This is a genomic window from Catenibacterium sp. co_0103, assembly GCF_004168205.1.
Classification (GTDB): domain Bacteria; phylum Bacillota_I; class Bacilli_A; order Erysipelotrichales; family Coprobacillaceae; genus Catenibacterium; species Catenibacterium mitsuoka_A.
Genome location: NZ_RCYB01000028.1, coordinates 1 through 22,392, shown reverse-complemented (window position 1 = coordinate 22,392; position 22,392 = coordinate 1). Strand labels below are relative to the sequence as shown.

Below are 22,392 nucleotides of genomic sequence, written 5' to 3'. Positions count from 1 at the left end.
ATCATTTGCATATTTCTCTTAAATTGTATATAGTTAGTATGTACTAACTAGGAGGTATACATATGATGAGAGATATACTTGTGATTTTGTGTTCACTTGGATTTGTATGTATCAGTCAAAAAGTGAAGACACAATTAAAATATTATGCATACATAAATCAGAAGGGACATTAATCTCTTCTGATTTTTTTGATAGAATAGATACAAGGGAGGACTATATGATGAGAAAAGTATTATTTTTTGATATCGATGGTACATTGGCTATTCATGGACATATTCCAGAATCTAATCAGAAAGCGTTAGAAGCATTAAAAGAGAAGGGGTATGATACATTTGTTTGTACAGGACGTGCACCTTATTATGCAGAGAATCTTTTTGGAAAACTGGTTTCAGGTATTATTTCGTGTAATGGGCGTTATATCAGTTATAGGGGCGAAAAACTTTATGGCGTTCCATTTACATTAGAAGAGATAGATAGTCTTAGAAAGAAGTTAGATGACTTAGGCTGTGGAGGACTGTTTGTCTCTGATACATTCTCTAGCCCTTATCATCTAGAAGGAGATGTACTCACACATGTAAAGAAAGAATATGGTGAAGAACATATTAAAGACGAAGAAGATACTTATTACACATGTGACTTCTTCTATGACACGTTAGAAAAGAGAGATGCGATGATAGAAGCGTTTAAAGATGATCGAATTATTAATGATCATGGTGGCATGGGTTCATGTGATACATCGACTCTTGTTTTTGATAAAGGACATGCAATCAAGTATGTTATTGATTATTTCTCACTCACTAAAGAGGATGCCTATGCATTTGGTGATGGTTATAATGATCAGGCGATGTTTAGAGAAGTAGGACAACGCATAGCGATGGGAAATGGTGTAGATGTCTTAAAAGAGAAAGCGAGTTATATCACTGATACAGTGGATAATGAAGGAATCTATAAAGCTTTGAAACATTATGAGTTACTTTAAGTTTGAAATATGGCATAATAATCCGAGGGAGGATCACTATGAAACAAAAAACGGATTTTCAAACATTTATATCTTACTTTAAACCACATCGTCGTCTATTTTTTCTAGACCTTGCATGTGCGTTAATGATTTCTTTAATTGATCTTGCTTTTCCATTTGTCTCTAGATGGTGTATGTATACATTACTACCAAATAGTATTTATAAGACATTCTGGATGGTTATGATCATCTTCTTATTGGCTTATTTAGTGCGTTCATTCTTTACTTATATAATTTGTTATTATGGGCATACATTTGGTATTCTTGTAGAAGCAGATATGCGTAAAGACTTATTTGAACATATGCAGTCATTAAGTTATGGTTATTTTGATAATAATCGTATTGGACAGTTAATGAGCCGTTTAACGACTGATTTATTTGATATCACAGAACTTGCACATCATGGACCAGAAGACTTATTCATCTCTACTGTGACTATTATTGGTTCTATTATTATCATGTTCACAATTGAATGGCGTTTAGCTTTGGTTATTGCGATTATGATACCTGTTTTCATACTTGTTGTATGGAAATCACGTCACTCTATGAGTGAAGCTTCAATTCGTGTTAAGCAGAAGGTTGCAGTCATCAATACTGATATCGAATCAGGACTCACTGGTATGAAAACAGCCAAGGCTTTTGCGAATGAAACAATTGAACAACAGAAGTTCAATACATCCAATGATACATATAAAACATCTAAGAAACAATTCCATAAAGCTATGGGACGATTTAATGCGATTATGGAATTCTTTATGTGTACATTATCACTGATCGTTATTGCGGTAGGTGGAGCCCTTATTATGCAGGGTAAGATGGATACAATTGATCTTATTACCTTTAGCTTATATGTTTCTACATTTGTGAATCCAGTACGTAAGTTATCTAACTTTGCGGAATTATTTGCGAATGGGACTGCAGGTCTCCATCGTTTTGTAGAACTACTTAACACAAAACCTCAATTAGAAGATCGTCCTGATGCAAAAGAACTTACAAATGTATCTGGACAGATTGATATTGATCATGTCAGCTTTGCGTATGAAGAAGATAGAAATATCTTAACAGATATTGATTTACATATTCATCCAGGTGAAACAGTTGCGTTAGTAGGATCTTCAGGAGGAGGTAAAACTACTTTATCTCAGTTGATTCCTAGATTCTATGATGTTACTAAAGGGGCTATCTTAGTAGATGGTCATGATGTCAGAGATGTGACTCAAACATCATTACACAACAACATTGGTGTTGTTTCTCAGGATGTCTTCTTATTTGCGGATAGTATTGCGGAAAATATCCGTTATGGTAAATTAGATGCGACAATGGAAGATATCATTGAAGCTGCAAAACTCGCAGAAATCTATGATGATATCATGGAAATGCCTGATGGATTTGAAACTAATGTAGGAGAACGTGGTGTATTATTATCTGGAGGACAGAAACAGCGTATTTCTATCGCAAGAATATTCTTAAAGAATCCACCAGTACTTATTCTAGATGAAGCCACAAGTGCATTAGATAGTGTCACTGAAGCTAAGATTCAGGAAACATTTGATAAGTTATCACAGGGACGTACTACTATTGTGATTGCGCATCGTTTATCTACAGTCAAGAATGCAGATCGAATTGCGGTTATTGATGAAGGAAGAATCATTGAACTAGGAACGCATCATGAATTATTAGAAAAAAATGGTGCTTATGCGCAACTTGTACATACACAGGAATTGATGAAATAAGAAAACGACCTCGCGGTCGTTTTTTAAATAAAGTAATAAATTGTATTCATAACTCCAGCAAGGAGCATAACAAGAATAGGATCCCATTTATACTTAGTAAGTAATATAACACATATACCAAATATCACTACAAGATGGATCTTAAATATATTGAAACTTTCGCCAAAGAATGCAGTAGTAAGAATAGAGACACCTGCAGTCGCAATTAAAGCAACAACGGCTGGTCTTAACATCTTTAAGACGTTCTGTAATTGATCCATATGTCGATATTTGAGATAGAAATAACTGATAATACCTACAATAATACATGAAGGTAATACACAGCCAATAGTGGCACATATTGCGCCAGGAATACCAGCAATCTTGATTCCTACAAAAGTTGCTGAATTGATTGCGATAGGACCGGGAGTCATCTGTGAAATAGATATAAGATCAGTGAATTCAGAAACAGATAACCAATGATGGGCTGTAATCACCTGCTGCTTAATAAGCGGCATAGCTGCATAACCACCACCAAAACTAAATGCACCGACCTGCAAGAAACTTAAGAATAATTGTAGATAAATCATGACTGTACCCCTTTCATAGAACAAAGTAATCCAATCATGATACAAACAATAATTACTATCATGACATTAATATTAAATATATAGTTTGTGACAAAAGCCCCAATCATAATAATAGGATAAAGCTTATTTTTCTCTTTTAACAGTCCGCTACCCATTTCGAAGCATACAGATGCAATAACTGCGCCTACTCCTGCCTGCATCCCTTCTAACATAAGAGAAACAATCAGATTAGTCTTAAATATTTCATAAAAAACAGAAATGACAGATATGATTACAAAAGGAGGAATAATAGTAGCGAGTACAGAAATAAATATACCAAGAAGTCCTGCCATCTTATATCCAACTACAATGGCACCATTGACCGCAATAGGTCCTGGTGCACTTTGCGCAATAGCTACTAAATCTAACATTTCATCTTCATCAATCCAATGATAATCATCCACAAACTTCTTTCTCATTAAAGAGACGATGACATATCCACCTCCAAAAGTAAAAGCACTTAAGTAGAGAGTAGAAAAGAATAGTTTTACTAATTTATTCTTCAAAGTATTCACCTTCCTATCTCCTGTATTATACATTTTAGAGATGAAAAAAACCAGTTTCTCAACTGGTTTAACATTCACACCCTACAAGTAGTCCACCTATTTCAGCATAATAAGTACATAGACCACCCATTGGATATACAATAATATCTGCATGTGGATAAAGTTCTAAAATCTTATCTCTGACACTATGTGCAAGTTTTAAATTATCTGCATGTGAGATACGTATCTTACCACCATGGTATCCTGCATTTTCAAGATGTTCAATCATTGATTTCACTACTTTCTTTTCACCACGACATTTACTGATCTGCTGGATAGTACCTTCTTCACTGGCAGTTGCGAAAATAGAAATATTTAATACACCAATTGCAGAAGCAACTGCTTTACTTACACGTCCATTCATCGCAAAGTTATGTAATGATTTTAATGCGAAGAACAATCTGGTGTGATTAAGATAGTCTTGTCCTTTTTCTACAATTTCCTCAAATGGTAGATCTTCTTCAATCATTTCTTTTAACTTTTCAATAAGTAATCTCATTTCAGGACCTGTAGATAAACTATCAAATACATGGACCTTTACATTTTCATTTTCTTCTTCATAAATACCTTTGGCTGTCATGGCAGAGTTATAAGTGCCAGACATAGAACCAGTTAAAGTAACAACGAATACTTCATCAAATCCTTCATAACAATCTAACCAAGACCCTACACTTGGACATGCAGTATGTGATGTGCCTTTATAGCTTGCAAGATCTTCAGACATTAAATGAACATCTAGGTCCTGATTGTCTACATAGTGTTTATTATCAGTAGAAATAGTAATCGGTGCTACCGCAAAATCTACGCCATTTAATTCCCACATATCACAAGATGAGTCAGCTACAATTTTTCTTTTCATGCGAAAAACCTCCCTATTAATACTATTGTAGTTTAAATTGTGAAATGATACAATTTACAAAGAGGAAGTTTATGTAAATATTTGTTCAGAGGTGCAGTTTATGGACGCAAATAAGAAAACACAAAGAAATAGATTTACAAGAATGTGTATCGGAGAAGCGATTGTAGAACTTATGAAGAGAGAAACTCTCGATAAGATTACAGTAAGTCAGATAGCGAAAAAGGCTGGTATTTCACGTATGACTTATTATCATTATTATGATTCTAAGGTGAACGCGATAGAAGACTATCTACGTGAAATCATTATTCAATATTTGACAGAACATAAAAAACGTCCTAAAGGAGAACGTTTTATGGAATATTCACATATCTTGTTTTCAATAGAATTCTTTGATCAGTATGCGACATTCTTTATTATCATGGAAAGACAAGGTCTTTATTCTGTATTAGTGAATGCAGTCAACCATTTCATGGTAGAACTCTATTCTGATCATAAAGATATGATTTATCGTGCGTATTACTATGCAGGTGCTTTACTCAATACATTTATTAATTGGGAAAAGACAGGAAAACTTGTTTCGGCACAGGAAGTAGCCAAGATGATCAGTGAAAGTGCACCACAGATGCCTTAATAATGAGGCATCTTTTTTTTTTTTTTTTTCATATCTTTTAATTTATCTAATGCGGCAAGAAGTCTTTCATCCTTCTTTGCAAAATGAAAACGAATGAGGTGATTTACATTTTCTTTAAAGAAGCTAGAGCCAGGAACAGCCCCTACACCTACAATACGAGCAAGATCTTCACAGAACTTCACATCGTCGTCATAACCAAATTCAGATATATCTACAAGGACATAATAAGCACCTTGTGGCTCGGTATATTTAATACCAAGTTCTCTTAAACCATTACAGAATAAATCTTTCTTATGTGTATATAATGCCTGTAGTTCTTTATAGTAGTCTTCTCCAAATTCAAGTCCTACAACGGCTGCTTCCTGGAGTGGTGCACTTGCACCAACTGTTAAGAAGTCATGTACTTTCTTTGCGACATCAATAATATGCTCAGGTGCAATAATATAGCCTAAACGCCATCCAGTAATAGAATAAGTCTTACTTAATGAACTGCATGAGATTGTTCTTTCAAACATACCTGGAAGAGAAGCAAAATACACATGTTTATTTGGTGCATAGATAATATGTTCATAGACTTCATCCGTAATGATATATGTATCATACTTCACTGCAAGTGAGGCAATATATTCTAATTCTTCTCTAGTAAAGACCTTACCACATGGGTTAGAAGGGTTACAAAGAATGAGTGCTTTAGGATGCTGTTTAAAGGCATCTTCTAATTCTTTCTTATCAAAGTTGAATAGTGGGGGATGTAATGGAACATAAATAGGTTTGGAATCAGATAAAATGGCATTAGCCCCATAGTTTTCATAAAAAGGTGAAAATACAACAACCTTATCTCCTGGATCACAGACAGTCATCATGGCTTCTGTAGAACCACATGTCACAACAATATTCTTGTTAGGATCGATAGGTAAACCCATATAGTTTTCCTGTTTATTTGCGAGTGCTTCTCTAAAGTTCTGTGCACCCCAGGTAATCGCATATTGATGATAATCTTCATGAGATACTTCAGCTAAACGATCACATATTTCTTTGGGTGGATCAAAATCAGGGAAACCTTGAGATAAATTAATAGCGTTATATTTTAAATATACTCTTGTCATTCTTCTTATAACTGAATCAGTAAATGTATCAGTACATGAGATAACATCATAAAACCAACTCCTTTTTCAAATAAATTATCACAATGATTAATATTTGTCACATAAAATATATTTTCAGAATATGAATTATCTGAAGTTGATTTGTTGTTCATGATATGATGAATGTGTATGCGAGGAGGAAATATATGATTGATTTACATATGCATAGTTTCTATAGTGATGATGGTGTATACACCAACACAGTTAGTAGATATGTGTCACGAATCAGGTATCCAGATTATGGCTATTGCGGATCATAACTGGATTAAAGCGAATAATGAAGCATCTTTAAGATGCAAGGAATTAGATATGACTTATATACCAGCAATTGAATTAGTTGTACCTATAAGGGTGTGAATCTTCATGTTGTAGGATATGGCATTGATGATTCAGAAGAATTTAATAGGCTTGGTGAAAGTATTGAGAAACAGGAACAGACATGCAGCTTAAAGAAACTAGAATTGACTAATAATCTTGGTTTTGAATTAGATAAAGCGCAGTTAGATGGCTTATCTTCTAATGGTGTTTATACGGGGGAAATGTTTGGTGAAGCCTTATTAAATGATCCACGTTATATTGATCATGAATTATTAAAATCTTATCGTGAAAATGGATCTAGAAGTGATAATCCTTTTGTGAATTTCTATTGGGATTATTATGCACAGGGTAAACCTTGTTATACGGAGGTTAAGTTTCCTACATTAGAAGACACAATTAAACTGATTAATGAACATGGTGGAGTTGCAGTCTTAGCCCATCCGGGGAATAATCTTAAAGGACAGTTTGAATTATTGGATGAAATGGTCACATTAGGACTACAGGGTGTTGAATGTTTCTCTAGTTATCATTCAGAAGAAGTGAATCGGTACTTCTATAATAAGGCAAAAGAACTAAATATTCTTTATACATGTGGCAGTGATTTCCATGGTAAGACAAAACCATCTATTAAGTTAGGTGAACATCATAGCGATGTAGAAGAAGAGATAAAAGATAATTTGAAGAAGTATCTTGGGATAGGTTGAATAACGTATTTAGGCTTATAATAGACGCATATAATAATAATGTATAGAAATATTAAGTGATGTGTTTAAATAATAGACATTCAAAAAATCCACTATATATCAATATAAATTCACTTTACATAAATTATATAATGAAAAAAATACGAATGTAATTTTATTACAATTTGTAAGCGTATATTGTTGACGTATCATTTAAAACTCATGTATACTGATGTCGAAGGATTGTTACTTTAAGTAGGCAAGACCGTCATTCACACGCCCTTTTTAGGGTATCGTGAATGCGGTCTTTTTTTGTTTCAATCTATCAAATTTAAGAGTGGAGGTGAAATCTTTAGTCTTATCAACAAAGAAAGAGGTGAAATAATGAAAGGGAAAAAAATTGTTGAAGTAGGCTTAGCTGCAATTATTGCGCTATCGGGAGTTGCTTCTGCAGCTGCACCAGCTTTTGCGGCACCTAATGTGATTTATCCAAATGTACAGAGCTACACAAAGGATTCAGACACATTTACATTGCCAAAGAAAAGCCGTTTACTTGTGGTTTCAAATGAAAAGACACTTAATAATGAAGTGCTATTACGTGATTTGAAACGTGCAAGTTCGCAGTTAGCAGACAGAGGTGTTTTAGCAGAAGCACCACAGATTGTTTTTGGTACATTAGAAAATGCTGCAGATAATGACATCATTGTAAAAATGGGAACTAATCCAGATTTAACTGGTAAAAATGATGCTTATGCAGTAGATATTAAGAATAATATTACTATTTCTGCAGAAGATGAAACAGGAATCTATTATGGTTTAACATCTGTGATTCAGATGTTAATTGAAGGTGACAATGTTTTAACTAAGGGAAATATTATTGACTATTCTGATGTTGAAGACCGCTCATTCCATTTGGACTGTGCAAGAAAGTTCTTCACAAAGGATTGGATCATTTCATTAATCAAGGATTTATCTTGGCAGAAATACAATTCAATTCAGCTTCATTTCTCTGAAAACGAAGGTTTCAGATTACAGAGTGATACTCTTGAAGCAATTGATGGCTTCCAGTATGTAAATGACCAGTATCTCACTAAACAGGATATGTTAGAAATTATTCGGGTTGCAAATGAATATCATATCGAAGTTATCCCATCTTTAGACTCTCCAGGTCACCTTGGTGCAGTTCTAAGATATTTACCATCTGACTATAGCTGTGCAAGCTTATTCCCATCTGATGGTAGAAGAGCACAGTGCTTTAATATCTTTACAAATGACGAAGCACGCGGCTTCTTAATCGATTTAATGACAGAATTTATTGATTTCTTCTCAGAAGCTGGATGTAAGAGATTTAACATTGGTGGAGATGAATTCTTAGAAAAATTCTCTAACTTCTCTAATGAACAGTATGTACAGATCATGGAATACTTCAATGAAGTATCTGCAATCGCTAAGTCAAAGGGTATGACTCCTAGAACTTGGAACGATGGTGTGATGTATGGAAATTATACTGGATATAAGTTAGATCCAGATATCGAAATCTGTTATTGGGCTGCTCCACAGAACTGTGCAAGTATCGAAAAGTTTGTACAGAATGGTAACAAAGTTATCAACTTCTCTGATGTTTACATGTATTATGTATTATCTTCTTGGTGGTTACAGAATGCATGTCCTGAAGGAGATAGAATTTATAGAGAATGGAATCCAGGTAAGTTCTCAACGTTACAGGGTGGTATTCCACAGACTTATAACAAACCTTACGCAAACTTTGTAAAAGGTGGTTCTTATGCAGTTTGGTGTGATGTTCCAGGTTATATGACACAGGATTCAGTGGCCAATAACATCTTCTATAGAACACGTGCAACTGCTTATAAGATGTGGAACACATCAGATTCAATGCCTGAATATGCTGATGTAAAGAAGGCATTTGATAAGATTGGACGCGTTCCTGGTTATAAGAGTGTCCTACCAGAACCAGGTCAGGTTCTTTATGAAGGGCAGTCTGTTGCACTTACAATTGAATATAAGAATGAATTTGGACAGACAATTGAACCTACAGAAACTTTATATGGCTTAAAGGACAATGAATACACTATTGAACCTAAGGAACTTTATGGTTATAAGTTTGAAAAAGCAAGTGAATCATTAACTGGTACATATAAAGAAAACAAAACAATCACTTTAACTTATAAGACATTTACTGACAAGGAAGCATTAATCAAAGAAGTGAATAATGCATTAGTGATTAAGGATTATATTCCTGAAACAGTAAAGGAATATAAAGATGCTTTAGACGCTTCGAAAGACGTTAAAGAAGATCCTACAGCAGGACAGAAGAAAGTTGATGAAACATTAGCTGCACTTCGTACTGCAAAAGAAAAAGCTGTAAAGGCTAAATTCTATAAGTTATACGTAGAAGCTTATTATCCAGTAAGTGATGCTGCTTATGCATCTGGATATCAGGCTTATATGAATGCCGTTAATAACGGAAAAAACACTCTTAAAGATGAAAACTTAGATGTTGAAACAGCTGAAGCTGCTTATAATAACATCATGAATGCGAAGAAAGCATTAATTAAAAAAGCTGCAGATAAGCCTACTATTTCTGCAACTAAGGGATACTATGGCTGGTACTCATACAACAATATGATTGATGGTAACCGTAATTCTAAGTGTTGGTTTGGTGCTAACCAGACAGCTGGGGATGAAGTGTTATTCACATTCCCAGGTAAAGTAAAATTATCAGGTGTGAATGTTGTACAGGCAGACCAGGGTGATATTTTACGTGATGCTGAAGTTCAGATTTCTGCTGATAAGGTAAACTGGACAACAGTAGGTACATTAAAGGGTACAGATCCATTAGAAAAGAGATTTGACTTTGATGCTCAGGAAATAAAGTATGTAAGAATCTACATCAATTCAGGATATGGTGCTTGGTATCAGATTTCTGAAGTTGAGTTCGTATTAGAATCCATTGGTGAAGATACTACATTAAAAGACTTGATTGAAAAAGCTAAGGAAGAAGATTTAGAAGGCAAGACAGTTGCATCTAGAGATGAATTCTTAGAAGCTCTTATTGAAGCTCAGAAGGCATTAGTGGCTGAAGATATCAAAAATGAAGAAGTCATCAATCGCTTAAATAAGGCTATTGAAGGTTTAGTTGATGCACCTGTTGTGAATACAGATGCTCTTGATGAAGCAATTGCTAAGGCTAATGCTTTAACTGAAGAAGAAGTAAATAAAGCAATTAAAAAGAACGTTGAAGTATTCAACAAAGCATTAGCTGATGCCAAGGCTGTTCTTGCGAAGGATGAACCTACTCAGGAAGAAATCGATGCAGCAGTTAAGACATTAAATGAAGCATTAGATGGATTAAAGGTTATTAGAGGTAATCCAGAAGCTTTTAATTCAGCTCTTGAAGCTGCTAGTAAGAAAGACGAAAGCAAATATACTGCTGAATCTTGGGCATCATTAATGGCTGTAGTAGAAGAAGTAAAGGCTATTGACTTAGAAAATGCAACTCAGAAAGAAATTGATGAAGCTGCAGCTAAGTTAAATAAAGCAGTAGACGCATTAGAAGAAAAGGTTGTAATTGAACCAGAAAAACCAACTGTTCCAGAAAAACCAACTGAAAAGCCAGCAACTAAACCAGAAGATAAGAAGGATGACACTGTTAAGACAGGTGATTCTACTATGATTTTAGGTATGGTTGCATTAATGGCTGTTTCAGCTATCGTTTATATCTCTTTAAAAAGAAAAAAATTTAATTAATACGTAAGAGGCAGGTTTGCCTGCCTCTTACTTGATAGGGAATAATACAATGAACAAGAATAATATGAAACGTGTGTTAATGAGCGTTATGCTCGTTTCTTCTATGACTCTTTCAAGTGGTGCTATTGTGGCTCAAGCGTACAATGGTACATCAGCTATTATTGAAAGAACAATGACTAATGAACAGCTCGTTGCTGCAACAACACCTATCCTACAGTCATATACTAAAGATGCGTCTGATAAGACATGGGTTATGACTAAGGATTCAAAGTTCGTTATTGTAGCTAATGAAGCTAACTTAAAGAATGAAAGACTTGCTGAAATTGTTAAATTAGTGAATTCTGAATTCATGGCAAAACAGATTGTTTCTAGTGATGCTCAGGCTATGCTTTATAATCAGGACGGAACACCAACTGATATCACTATTGATATTAAGCCTGTATCAGAAATTACTGATAAGACTACAAGTAAAGAAGCTTATAAGATTACAATTGATGACACTGGTATCCATTTAACTGGTGCAAGTGAAACAGCTGTATTATATGGTTTACGTACTCTTGAACAGCTTTCAATTGCGAATAATAACACTTTAGCTTATGGTGAAATCGTAGACTACCCTAATGTTGCTGAACGTCGTATTCATGTAGATATGGCTCGTAAGTATATTTCTAAAGAATGGTTCATCAGACAGATCAGAGAAATGTCTTACTTCAAGATGAATGCAATCCAGATGCATTTCTCAGAAAACCTAGGTTTCCGTATTGAATGTGAAACAGATCCATCAATCGTATCTGAACAGCATTTAACTAAAGCTGATGTAAGAGAAATTCTTGCTGAAGCAAAGAAATATGGTGTGAAAGTTATTCCATCATTTGACTCTCCAGGCCATGTTGACCAGATTTTAAGAGCACATCCAGAATATGGACAGAAAGATAAATATGGTAATAATTATAAATCAGGTTTAGATGTTACTAATCCTGAAGCGATTAAGTATATTTATAGCTTATATGATGAATATATGGAATTATTTAAAGGATGTACAGATTTCCACATCGGTGGGGATGAATATATGGAATTTGACCGTGCACCTTTCACTACTCAGTACAAAGAAGTACTAGATAACTATGCAAGAGAAAACATTGATCCTAATGCAACTTGGAAAGATGTTATTGCGAAATATATCAATGACTTAGCAGAACATGTACATGAAAAAGGATTTACTCCACGTATTTGGAATGATGGTATCTACTATGGAGAAAATTCCTGGGGACAGAATAAACAGATGATCAAAATGCATAAGTATATTGGTATTGATTTCTGGAGTCAGATGTCTTGGAACTATAGTATCGCAAAACTTCAGACATTCTTAGATAAGGGTCATGATACTATTTATAACGTAAATGCTAGTTTCTTCTATTATGTATTAAGACCATCAATGCCAAATGATGGACGTAAACAGCATTCATTTGATAATTTGAATTCTGATAAGTTAATCTTTGACGAATGGACTCCAGGTAAATTCCAGGCGAATACTATTGCTGATGATAACCCAGCTATTAAGGGTGCATCACTTGCAATCTGGTGTGATAAGGCTGATGTATGTGATGAAGATACTATTACTGAAGATATCGCAAATGAAATGCGTGCACTTGCTACTAAAGCATGGAATACAAAGTCTAATAGTATTATTTCTCATAACCAGTTTAAGGCTAATTATGCAAAGCTTGGACATGTTGCAGCATTTGATAAGGGTTCTACTTTACCAGATTCTGGATCAATCTTACCAGCTGATTCTTTAGGTAAAGTGACTATTAAATATGTAGATAAAGATGGTAAGGAATTAAAGAGTCCTGTAACTCGTTATGGTAATATCGGTGATGAATATAACTTCACTGCTGAAAAGATTTATGGTTATCGTTTAGTGTCTGATAAAGATAGTGCAACTGGTACATATAGTAAGAAGGGTGATACTTTCACTTTTACTTATGAAATCTACACAGATAAAACTGACTTAAAGGCTGCTTTAGATAATGCTTTAGATGAAAATGTATACATTGGTGCAACACTAGGTGAATATAAAACTGCATTAGATGAAGCACAGAAACTTTATGATGATAAGGATGCATTACAGCAGGATGTAGATGCTATGTTGACTGCGTTAAATAACGCTAAGAAGAAAGCAGTTAAACGTGTTTATTATGCATTATGGGTAGAAGTAGAAAACCCAATGGCTGATAACGGATATGCATCAGGATATCCTGAATATTTAGAAACTGTAAAGAATGGCAAGAAGGTTCTTTATGGTGAAGAAGTGACTGATGAAGCAGTAAAGACTGCATATGATGCATTAGTTGCTGCTAGAAATGGTTTAATGAAACGTGATGGTACTGTTCCTAGTATTGAAGCATCTGATGGATATTGGCAGTTAGGTGTATCTCCAAGTGATAAATATAGCTATGAAAAGATGTTTGATGGTAATAGAGAGACATTCGCTTGGTTCAATGATGCTCAGAAGGTAGGTAAACATATTACATTTACTTTACCTAAGACAGTAAATATGAGTGGTATTAAGATCTCTGCACCTGAAAGACCAGGCTCAGATATTATTAAGAATGCTGATATCATGGTTTCTACAGATAAAGAAAATTGGACAACTGTAGGTAATTTAAGAATGACTGCAGATACTCTTGAACAGTCATTTACATTTGATAAACAGTCAGTGAAGTATGTAAAACTTGTGATGAAAGAAGCAAGTGAAAGCTGGTATAAGATTGCAGAAGTACAGTTTACTTATGATCAGGTTGAAGAAACAACTGAACTTAAAGATTTATTAACAGAAGCTTATAATCAGGATTTAACTGATAAGACAAGTGATTCTGTTGATACATTCTTAGACGCATTAGTAGAAGCACAGAAAGCTTATGCAAGAGAAGATTTAAATAATGAGGAAGTAATCAATGCATTACGTACAGCTATGAAGAACTTAAAGGTAGTTTCTAAAGTAAATAAGGCTGATCTTGAAAAAGCAGTGACTAAAGCTGAAGCTATCTCTGAAGAAATATTAAATAAGGCTGTGAAGAAAGCACGTGATGCATTTACTAAGGCATTAAATGATGCAAAAACTGTATTTGAAAACAAAGATGCTTCTCAGGAAAAAGTTAATGAAGCAACTAATAAGCTAGAAGACGCTATTAAGGGCTTAGATGTTCTTAAGGGTGATACAACTGCTTTAGATGCAAAACTTGCTGAAATTAAGAAAATTAGATGAAATTAAGTATACTGAAGAATCTTGGACTGCATTAATGAATGTTGTTGCAGAAGCTAAGGGTCTTGACAAAGAAAATGCAACTCAGGTAGAAGTGGATGAAGTTGTGGCTAAGTTAACTAAAGCAGTAAATGCTTTAGAAGAAAAGGTTGTAATTGAACCAGAAAAACCAACTGTTCCAGAAAAACCATCTGAAAAGCCTGAAATTAAGCCAGAAACAAAACCAGAAGTGAAACCTGAAACTAAGCCAGAAGATAAGAAGGATGATACTGTTAAGACAGGTGATCCAACTTCATTATTCGGATTAGTATCTGCTATGGCTTTATCTCTAGCAGGTTTTGTATCTGTGAAGAGGAAAAAAGACTAAATCTTTGAAGGGATAGTGTAATGCTATCTCTTCTTTTTTCTTACAAAAGAAGTGAGATGTACAAATTATAATGTGAAGTGAATATGATATCATAGATATAAGAGAGGGATGAGCATAATGAAGGATGCTTATATTAATGGAAAAATAATAGATGGTACCAAGGAGATGCAGGTTAAGAAAGGTTACGCTATTCTTGTAGAACAGGGAAAAATTAAGAATATTGTTTTACAAGAAGAAGCTGGTTTAACAGGTTATAATGTAGTTAATTTAAAAGGGAACTATATTATGCCAGGTCTTATTAATATGCATGTACACTTAGCTGGTAATGGGAAACCACAAAAGAAACAGAGAGATAATGCAAAGTTAGTAAACTTCTTAATGAGTAATCCACTTACTCGTGCTATTGCTCATAATATGGTGAGTGGGTTTGCGGAAATGGAGTTACTCAGTGGTGTCACTACGATTAGAACAGTAGGTGGTATTAGAGATTTTGATACACGTGTACGTGATGAAATTAATTGTGGGAAGAAGAGAGGTCCACGTATTTTAGCAGGTAATGAAGGCATTTCAGTCCCTCATGGTCATATGGCAGGGAGTGTAGCAATTGCAGCTGAAACAATTGATGATGCACTTTTACAGGTAAGTAAAGCAAAGGAACAAAATGTCGATTTAATTAAATTAATGATTACAGGTGGTGTTCTAGATGCAAAGGAAAAGGGTGTTCCTGGAGAATTAAAGATGGCTCCTGAAATGGTTAAAGCGGTTTGTGATAAAGCACATGAATTAGGCTTTAAAGTTGCTGCTCATGTAGAATCATCTGATGGTGTCAGAGTGGCTTTAGAAAATGGTGTAGATTCGATTGAGCATGGGGCAAAACTCGATGATCATATGATAAAGTTATTTAAAGAAAATCATGCATTCCTATGTACTACATTATCACCAGCCTTACCATATGCTTTATTTGATCGTTCTATTACTGACGCATCAGAAGTAGAACAATTCAATGGTAAAGTCGTATTTGATGGAATTATAGAATGTGCGAAACAGGCATTAGAAAATGATATTCCTATTGTATTAGGGAATGATGTAGGATGTCCTTGGATTACACAATATGACTTCTGGAGAGAACTATATTACTTCCATAAGTATGTTGGTGTAAGTAATGCATATGCAATTTATTGTGCGACATTACAGGCGGCTAGAATGGCTGATATTGATGATGAGACAGGTTCTATTGAAGTAGGTAAGTCAGCTGATATGATTGCCACAAAGGATAATCCATTAGATGATTTACTGGCATTAAGACATATTGAATCTGTTATCATGAGAGGTCATAGAATTGATCATCCTACTAATAAAATCAATGAACAGGTAAAAACTGAATTAGATAAGTTCTTATAATCCCTTCTGACGAAGGGGTTTTGAGTATTTACACACAATATATATGAGTTCACTATTATTTATATCTATAACAAAAAAATTATTAACTAATAATATACATGTAGTAGAAGAGAGATTTACCTTCTTGATATAATATAAGAGGAGGAAAACAAAATGAATTCTAAGAAAAAGATAATTACAGGTATTATTGTATGTTTGTTTATTGGTGTAATGGCTGTATTTGTATTCCCTAGTTCTAATGCATATTTATTAAAGGCTGATGTAAGTGGTGAAAAGAAGACAGCTTATTCTTTATATAAGTCTACTTCTGTTTCTTCTAAGATTAATAGTTTAGAATTTATTGATCAGTTACCAGAAGGTGTTACTAAGTATGATGAAAGCAAAGCTCGTTATGGTTCACCTGCTTACAGTGTTGTATTAAAAGGAAATACGTATCGTTTCTATAGACTTTCTAGAGATACAAATGTTCTTGTGACTAAGACAGAGAATAAAACAAGTAAATATGCTGTTATGGATAGAGATACATATCAGAAATTTGCATCTATTAGTAGTTATACTGAATATGATTACTTAGATTATTGGAATTAAAAGAAAGAGGATTGACTCTGTAAGTACAGATTCAATCCTCTTTTTGTGCACTGTTTCCTTTTCATAGAGTTAAGATAATATTTTATAACTCAAATCCATACTTTTTACTAAACATTCCCCATATTTCTTCTTCAGTATGATTTCTTCCTTCTTCATAATCTATTTCTGCTTCATTTAACTTATTTTCGATTGTTTCAGGAAGACTAACATTATTATTATCTGAATCAATATCTTTAATTGGTTTCATAACAATCAATTCTCCTTGCTCATAGTATAGCATTTATTCAAACGAATACAAACAACGATAAGAATCAAGGAAAGTGGAAAGATAGAAAAGCAGGTGATCTTATCTTTTTTTACTAGGAAATTGATAATGATCCAGATCATATGCGTTTTTTTTTGGAAGTTAATATTCTAACTCAAATGAAAGCTTTAATGAAAGATCTAAGATGAAGAAAGTTAGTGTCATTGATTATGAAATCTAAAGAAATCGGATTGACTCTGTAATAGAATCAATCCTCTCTTTGTCTGTTGAAAAAAGCACCTGTATTAAATCCATCAGGATATCGTTTGTGTAGTGTATTAAGATTACCCTCAAGAATAATATCTAATGCAGTGGCTGCTTTGGCAAGATATTAGGCTATATTACCTGATTCTTTAATAAGTTGATCTTTGTCCCTGCATTAATATCCCATAAAACTATTAATAAGAATATCTTTTTTATTCAGTTCCAGGATTCAGCGTTCTTATTGCTTCTTTTTGTATTCATTGTAGTAAAGAAAAAGCCCTGAATAAATCAGGACTTTAAGTGTTGAATTAATTATTTGCTAGCTTCTTCAATAGCAACTGCAACTGCAACAGTAGCACCTACCATTGGGTTGTTACCCATACCGATTAAGCCCATCATTTCAACGTGAGCTGGTACTGATGAAGAACCTGCGAACTGAGCATCACTATGCATACGACCCATAGTATCAGTCATACCATATGAAGCTGGTCCTGCAGCCATGTTATCTGGATGTAATGTACGACCAGTTCCTCCTCCTGAAGCAACTGAGAAGTATTTCTTACCCTGTTCGATACATTCTTTCTTATATGTACCTGCAACTGGATGCTGGAAACGAGTTGGGTTAGTAGAGTTACCAGTGATTGATACATCTACACCTTCCTTATGCATGATAGCTACACCTTCACGTACGTCATCTGCACCATAGCAGTTAACCTTAGCTCTGTCACCATCTGAATAAGCAGTTCTAGATAATTCTTTAACCTCACCTGTGAAATAATCGAACTGAGTTTCAACATATGTGAAACCATTGATTCTTGAGATGATCTTAGCAGCATCTTTACCTAAACCATTTAAGATAACTCTTAAAGGATGCTTACGAACTTTGTTAGCGTTTAATGCGATCTTGATTGCACCTTCAGCAGCTGCGAATGATTCATGACCAGCTAAGAAAGCGAAACACTGAGTTTCTTCATCAAGAAGTCTTGAACCTAAGTTACCATGACCTAAACCTACTTTACGGTCATCAGCAACTGATCCAGGAATACAGAATGACTGTAAACCAATACCGATTGTCTTAGCAGCATCAGCAGCCTTAACATCACCTTTCTTGATTGCGATTGCAGCACCTACAGTGTAAGCCCAGCAAGCATTTTCGAAGCAGATAGGCTGAGTAGATTTAACGATGTTATAAACATCAATACCTTTATCATCACAGATCTTCTTAGCTTCTTCGATATCTTTGATACCATATTCGTTTAAAGTTTTATTGATCTGGTTGATTCTTCTTTCATAACCTTCAAATGTAATAGCCATTGTTCTACCTCCTAATTATTCCTTTCTTGGATCGATGTACTTAGCAGCATCAGCAAAACGTCCATAAGAACCTGTTGCCTTCTTAACAGCTTCATTAGCATCTTCTCCAGCTTTGATCATGTCCATCATTCTTCCAAGATTTACGAATTCGTAACCGATGATCTGGTCATCATTATCTAAAGCAACTCTAGTAATGTAACCTTCAGTTAATTCGAGGTAACGAGGACCTTTCTTCTTAGTAGCATAAGATGTACCTACCATTGATCTTAAACCTTTACCTAAGTCTTCAAGACCAGCACCTACTACTAAACCACCTTCTGAGAAAGCAGACTGAGAACGTCCATAAACGATCTGTAAGAATAATTCTCTCATTGCAGTATTGATAGCATCACAAACTAAGTCAGTGTTTAATGCTTCAAGTAAAGTTCTACCAACTAAAGCTTCAGCTGCCATAGCTGCAGAATGAGTCATACCTGAACATCCGATAGTTTCGATAAGTGCTTCTTCAATGATACCTTCCTTAACATTTAAAGAAAGTTTACAAGCACCCTGCTGTGGAGCACACCATCCGATACCATGAGTGTAAGCAGAAATATCCTTGATTTCTTTAGAATAAACCCATTTGCCTTCTTCAGGAATTGGGGCACAACCATGATTGCCGCCCTGTTTAACGCAATACATTTCTTCAACTTCTTTTGAATAAATCATTTTTTTACTCCTTTCATTACTAAATGACTGTTGATTCAAGGTGAGGGTTATCACCTGTCAAAATTATATGACACCATGCTTTTAAAGTCAATGAAACTCAAGAAAACAGCATGTAAAAAATAGTATAAAAAGGGCTTAAAATAGCGATTTTTAGGCTTATAAAGGTCTTGTGAAAAAATAAGCGTTTTCATTTTTGAATCAATGGAAATTACAGTATGTTAATGGGTTGGTGAAGTTAAAAAATTATTCATAATCTTGTAATAGTATTATAATGACAATGCAATGGAAGAAGGATAAACTTATGAAACATCAAAAGCTGACAATAAAACAGAAGAGAATACTGAAGAATATATTGGTTGTAGTATTACTTATTATTAGTTTTCCTAGCTATACACCAACACAAGTCATTATTAAAAGTGATCATATATTAATAAGTAACCATCTCTTATCTAGACCAATAGAATGTAGTAGTTTTGATGGACTGACTTATACAGGGCTAGATGGTAAGAAATATAGTCATAAGAGTTATGTGGGTGTACATCCTCTTACAATCTCTAATACAATTACATTTAGTACTTCTAAGACGCTGTATAGTGCACCATTCTCTTACTATGCCACTTCTAATACTGCTCCTGCAGGAAGTTATCATGTCACAAAAGAAGCAGGACGCTATATGTATATAGAAGGGAAGGGGTGGGTCTCTTCTCAATATGTGAGTATAGATGTCAATAATTCTATAGAGAATACGACAGGTATACCACTCTACAAAGATTATATGATTCCTGAAGCAAGTAGCCATCGTACACATTACGCTATGAGACCGCTGTATATTACAATCCATACAACAGATAATACAAGTAAAGGAGCCGATGCTTTGAGTCATGCTAAACTTCAATATACAGGTAATGTACGTTCTGCTTCCTGGCATTATACAGTGGATAATCATTGTATCTACCAATCATTACCACTTAACCAGCAGGCAGGACATGCTGGAGATGGTGTCATGCCAGGTAATGGTGCGTCTATTGCGATAGAAATATGTGTCAATTCAGATGGCCATTTATATATGGCAGAAAAAAATGCAGCCAAACTAGCAGCTGCATTATTAAAACAATATAACCTCAGTGTAGATCAACTCCGTATGCATCATGATTGGTCAGGAAAAGAATGTCCTAGACCAATGATAGAAGGGCAGTTTGGGTCAATGAGCTGGGAGAGTTTTAAGAAACAGGTCTATAATTACATGCGAACAGTATAAAAAAAGGAAGCTCGTACTTCCTTTTCAAATGCCTATTCAATCATAATAGGTTTCTTTTCTTCAATCTTTTCAGGTTCAGTCTTAGGGAAAGTGATCATTAATTCACCATTCTCAAACTTAGCAGTGAAGTCTTCTTCTTTATAACCCTCACCAACATAGAACTTTCTTGAACAGCTTCCTGTATAACGTTCACTTCTGATAACCTTACCGTTCTTATCTTTTTCTTCCTTATTCTGATTAGTATTAGCAGAAACTGTTAAATAACCATCAGTCAAGTCTAGAGAAATATCTTCTTTCTTATATCCAGGAAGAGCAATATTCATTTCATAGTTGTTGTCTACTTCCTTAATATCACACTGCATTGCATTGGTAGTTGGACTCATCCATCCTTCATCAAACATATCATCAAACACATCATAGAAACCAGGTAAAAATCTCATAAATAACATCTCCTTTATCAAATTTAAACATGGGATTTTTCGTCTCGTGTTATGAACTATTCAATCATAATAGGTTTCTTTTCTTCAATCTTTTCAGGTTCAGTCTTAGGGAAAGTGATCATTAATTCACCATTCTCAAACTTAGCAGTGAAGTCTTCTTCTTTATAACCCTCACCAACATAGAACTTTCTTGAACAGCTTCCTGTATAACGTTCACTTCTGATAACCTTACCATTCTTATCTTTTTCTTCCTTATCCTGATTAGTATTAGCAGAAACTGTTAAATAACCATCAGTCAAGTCTAGAGAAATATCTTCTTTTTTATATCCAGGAAGAGCAATATTCATTTCATAGTTGTTGTCTACTTCCTTGATATCACACTGCATTGCATTAGTTGATGGACTCATCCAGCCATCATCAAACATATCATCAAACACATCATAGAAACCAGGTAAAAATCTCATAAATAACATCTCCTTTATCAAATTTAAACATGGGATTCTTCGTCTCGTGTTATTAGTAGATTGTAATTGATTTCTTTTCTACTCTCTTTGGAGCTTCCTTAGGAACTGAAATCATTAATTCACCATTATCAAACTTAGCTTTGATATCTTCTTCGGTAAATTCTTCACCTACATAGAAGCTTCTAGAACAGTTACCACTATATCTTTCACGTCTTACAATACGTCCTGCTGTTTCTTCTTTTTTAGCAGATGCTGATACTTTTAAGTAGCCATTCTTAAGTTCCAAAGCAATATCTTCTTTCTTATATCCAGGAAGAGCAATATTCATTTCATAAGTATTTTCAGTTTCACGAATATCACATAACATTGTATTTGCTTTTGTAGTATTGACTCCTGAATCAAATAAATCATCAAACACATCACTAAAATTTGGATAATATTTCATATTTGTTCGCCTCTCTCAACGTTTTTCTTATTTCTTAGTAACCTCTCTATCGATTACAACTACTATTATAGTCACTCTTTTAGCAAAGTCAACACTTGAGTGCTAAAAATTAGCACTTTCTTTTGCGAAGTGCTAAAAAGAAAAGAACCTGCCTATTTGGCAGGTTCTTAGTGAGTAACTAAATAGACTTGGGGTTTACTCAAGCTTTGAAAAAGTCAGGGGTATGAACTCCTGGCTTTGCTTTTATGCTGTCAACTTTTTAGGGGCAGTTTTCTGCTATCTGTTTTGTTTATTTCATAAATCATTTATCATGTTCTTAAGGTCAA

At 34.4% G+C, this 22,392-nt stretch carries 21 protein-coding genes; 11 read left to right on the top strand and 10 right to left on the bottom strand.

The features are described 5' to 3' along the window. Positions 1-217: 217 nt before the first annotated feature. Positions 218-979 (top strand): HAD-IIB family hydrolase, encoded by a 762-nt coding sequence (locus EAI80_RS06410; RefSeq protein ID WP_161220294.1) that lies wholly within the window; start codon positions 218-220, stop codon positions 977-979. A 38-nt stretch (positions 980-1,017) separates the two neighbouring features. Then, positions 1,018-2,751, top strand: a complete 1,734-nt coding sequence (locus EAI80_RS06405; protein WP_129981377.1) for an ABC transporter ATP-binding protein — start codon at positions 1,018-1,020, stop codon at positions 2,749-2,751. Between the two features lie 23 nt (positions 2,752-2,774). Here the strand turns inward: EAI80_RS06405 and EAI80_RS06400 are convergent, their stop codons facing one another. From EAI80_RS06400 to EAI80_RS06390, 3 genes are read right to left on the bottom strand one after another with little or no spacing between them, the layout of a single operon-like run. After that, complete coding sequence (locus EAI80_RS06400; RefSeq protein ID WP_129981376.1) at positions 2,775-3,320, bottom strand: chromate transporter; 546 nt, start codon at positions 3,318-3,320, stop codon at positions 2,775-2,777. Continuing rightward, complete coding sequence (locus tag EAI80_RS06395; RefSeq protein ID WP_192924013.1) at positions 3,317-3,898, bottom strand: chromate transporter; 582 nt, start codon at positions 3,896-3,898, stop codon at positions 3,317-3,319. Before EAI80_RS06395 ends, EAI80_RS06400 begins: the two co-directional genes overlap by 4 nt. A 34-nt stretch (positions 3,899-3,932) precedes the next feature. Next, a complete protein-coding gene (locus EAI80_RS06390; RefSeq protein WP_129981374.1) occupies positions 3,933-4,763 on the bottom strand; it encodes a DegV family protein in 831 nt (276 codons plus the stop codon). A gap of 100 nt (positions 4,764-4,863) precedes the next feature. Between EAI80_RS06390 and EAI80_RS06385 the strand changes: the two genes are divergently transcribed. Continuing rightward, positions 4,864-5,394: a TetR/AcrR family transcriptional regulator gene (locus EAI80_RS06385; protein ID WP_129981373.1), complete on the top strand. Its 531-nt coding sequence runs from the start codon at positions 4,864-4,866 to the stop codon at positions 5,392-5,394. On the opposite strand, the gene EAI80_RS06380 is transcribed toward EAI80_RS06385, so the two are convergent. Then, positions 5,391-6,500, bottom strand: a complete 1,110-nt coding sequence (locus tag EAI80_RS06380; protein ID WP_129981372.1) for an aminotransferase class I/II-fold pyridoxal phosphate-dependent enzyme — start codon at positions 6,498-6,500, stop codon at positions 5,391-5,393. The genes EAI80_RS06385 and EAI80_RS06380 overlap by 4 nt on opposite strands. A gap of 189 nt (positions 6,501-6,689) precedes the next feature. Between EAI80_RS06380 and EAI80_RS13805 the strand changes: the two genes are divergently transcribed. The 7 genes from EAI80_RS13805 (at position 6,690) to EAI80_RS06355 (ending at position 16,929) form a co-directional block, all read left to right on the top strand. Beyond that, on the top strand, positions 6,690-6,896 hold the full coding sequence (locus EAI80_RS13805) for a hypothetical protein (RefSeq protein ID WP_238634475.1): 207 nt from the start codon (positions 6,690-6,692) through the stop codon (positions 6,894-6,896). After that, a complete protein-coding gene (locus EAI80_RS06375) occupies positions 6,893-7,561 on the top strand; it encodes a phosphatase (RefSeq protein ID WP_238634474.1) in 669 nt (222 codons plus the stop codon). Before EAI80_RS13805 ends, EAI80_RS06375 begins: the two co-directional genes overlap by 4 nt. A 363-nt stretch (positions 7,562-7,924) precedes the next feature. Further along, positions 7,925-11,308, top strand: coding sequence for a family 20 glycosylhydrolase (locus EAI80_RS06370; protein WP_238634473.1), 3,384 nt, complete (start codon positions 7,925-7,927; stop codon positions 11,306-11,308). 49 nt (positions 11,309-11,357) lie between these two features. Further along, on the top strand, positions 11,358-14,576 hold the full coding sequence (locus EAI80_RS06365) for a family 20 glycosylhydrolase (protein WP_238634472.1): 3,219 nt from the start codon (positions 11,358-11,360) through the stop codon (positions 14,574-14,576). Then, the gene (locus EAI80_RS13800) at positions 14,551-14,940 is read left to right on the top strand and encodes an LPXTG cell wall anchor domain-containing protein (protein WP_238634471.1); all 390 of its coding nucleotides are present in this window, start codon (positions 14,551-14,553) and stop codon (positions 14,938-14,940) included. Before EAI80_RS06365 ends, EAI80_RS13800 begins: the two co-directional genes overlap by 26 nt. Before the next feature lie 117 nt (positions 14,941-15,057). Then, entirely contained in the window at positions 15,058-16,341 is a 1,284-nt protein-coding gene (locus EAI80_RS06360) for an amidohydrolase family protein (protein WP_129981370.1), read from the top strand. Positions 16,342-16,494: 153 nt separating this feature from the next. Further along, the gene (locus EAI80_RS06355; RefSeq protein ID WP_129981369.1) at positions 16,495-16,929 is read left to right on the top strand and encodes a hypothetical protein; all 435 of its coding nucleotides are present in this window, start codon (positions 16,495-16,497) and stop codon (positions 16,927-16,929) included. 82 nt (positions 16,930-17,011) lie between these two features. Here the strand turns inward: EAI80_RS06355 and EAI80_RS06350 are convergent, their stop codons facing one another. The 3 genes from EAI80_RS06350 to EAI80_RS06335 form a co-directional block, all read right to left on the bottom strand. Beyond that, on the bottom strand, positions 17,012-17,176 hold the full coding sequence (locus EAI80_RS06350; RefSeq protein WP_238634469.1) for a hypothetical protein: 165 nt from the start codon (positions 17,174-17,176) through the stop codon (positions 17,012-17,014). A 573-nt stretch (positions 17,177-17,749) separates the two neighbouring features. Continuing rightward, positions 17,750-18,751 (bottom strand): GGGtGRT protein, encoded by a 1,002-nt coding sequence (locus EAI80_RS06340; RefSeq protein WP_006505049.1) that lies wholly within the window; start codon positions 18,749-18,751, stop codon positions 17,750-17,752. Positions 18,752-18,766: 15 nt separating this feature from the next. Further along, positions 18,767-19,459, bottom strand: a complete 693-nt coding sequence (locus EAI80_RS06335) for a nitrogen-fixing protein NifU (RefSeq protein WP_006505048.1) — start codon at positions 19,457-19,459, stop codon at positions 18,767-18,769. Positions 19,460-19,760: 301 nt separating this feature from the next. On the opposite strand from EAI80_RS06335, the gene EAI80_RS06330 reads away from it, so the two are divergent. Then, entirely contained in the window at positions 19,761-20,717 is a 957-nt protein-coding gene (locus EAI80_RS06330; protein ID WP_161220293.1) for an N-acetylmuramoyl-L-alanine amidase, read from the top strand. Positions 20,718-20,749: 32 nt separating this feature from the next. Here EAI80_RS06330 and EAI80_RS06325 read toward each other — a convergent pair whose 3' ends face one another. The 3 genes from EAI80_RS06325 to EAI80_RS06315 are packed head-to-tail and all read right to left on the bottom strand — an operon-like array spanning position 20,750 to position 22,066. After that, on the bottom strand, positions 20,750-21,157 hold the full coding sequence (locus EAI80_RS06325; protein WP_129981366.1) for an Hsp20/alpha crystallin family protein: 408 nt from the start codon (positions 21,155-21,157) through the stop codon (positions 20,750-20,752). A gap of 56 nt (positions 21,158-21,213) precedes the next feature. Continuing rightward, positions 21,214-21,621: an Hsp20/alpha crystallin family protein gene (locus EAI80_RS06320; RefSeq protein WP_117459125.1), complete on the bottom strand. Its 408-nt coding sequence runs from the start codon at positions 21,619-21,621 to the stop codon at positions 21,214-21,216. Positions 21,622-21,673: 52 nt separating this feature from the next. Then, positions 21,674-22,066 (bottom strand): Hsp20/alpha crystallin family protein, encoded by a 393-nt coding sequence (locus tag EAI80_RS06315; RefSeq protein WP_129981365.1) that lies wholly within the window; start codon positions 22,064-22,066, stop codon positions 21,674-21,676. Positions 22,067-22,392 lie beyond the last annotated feature (326 nt).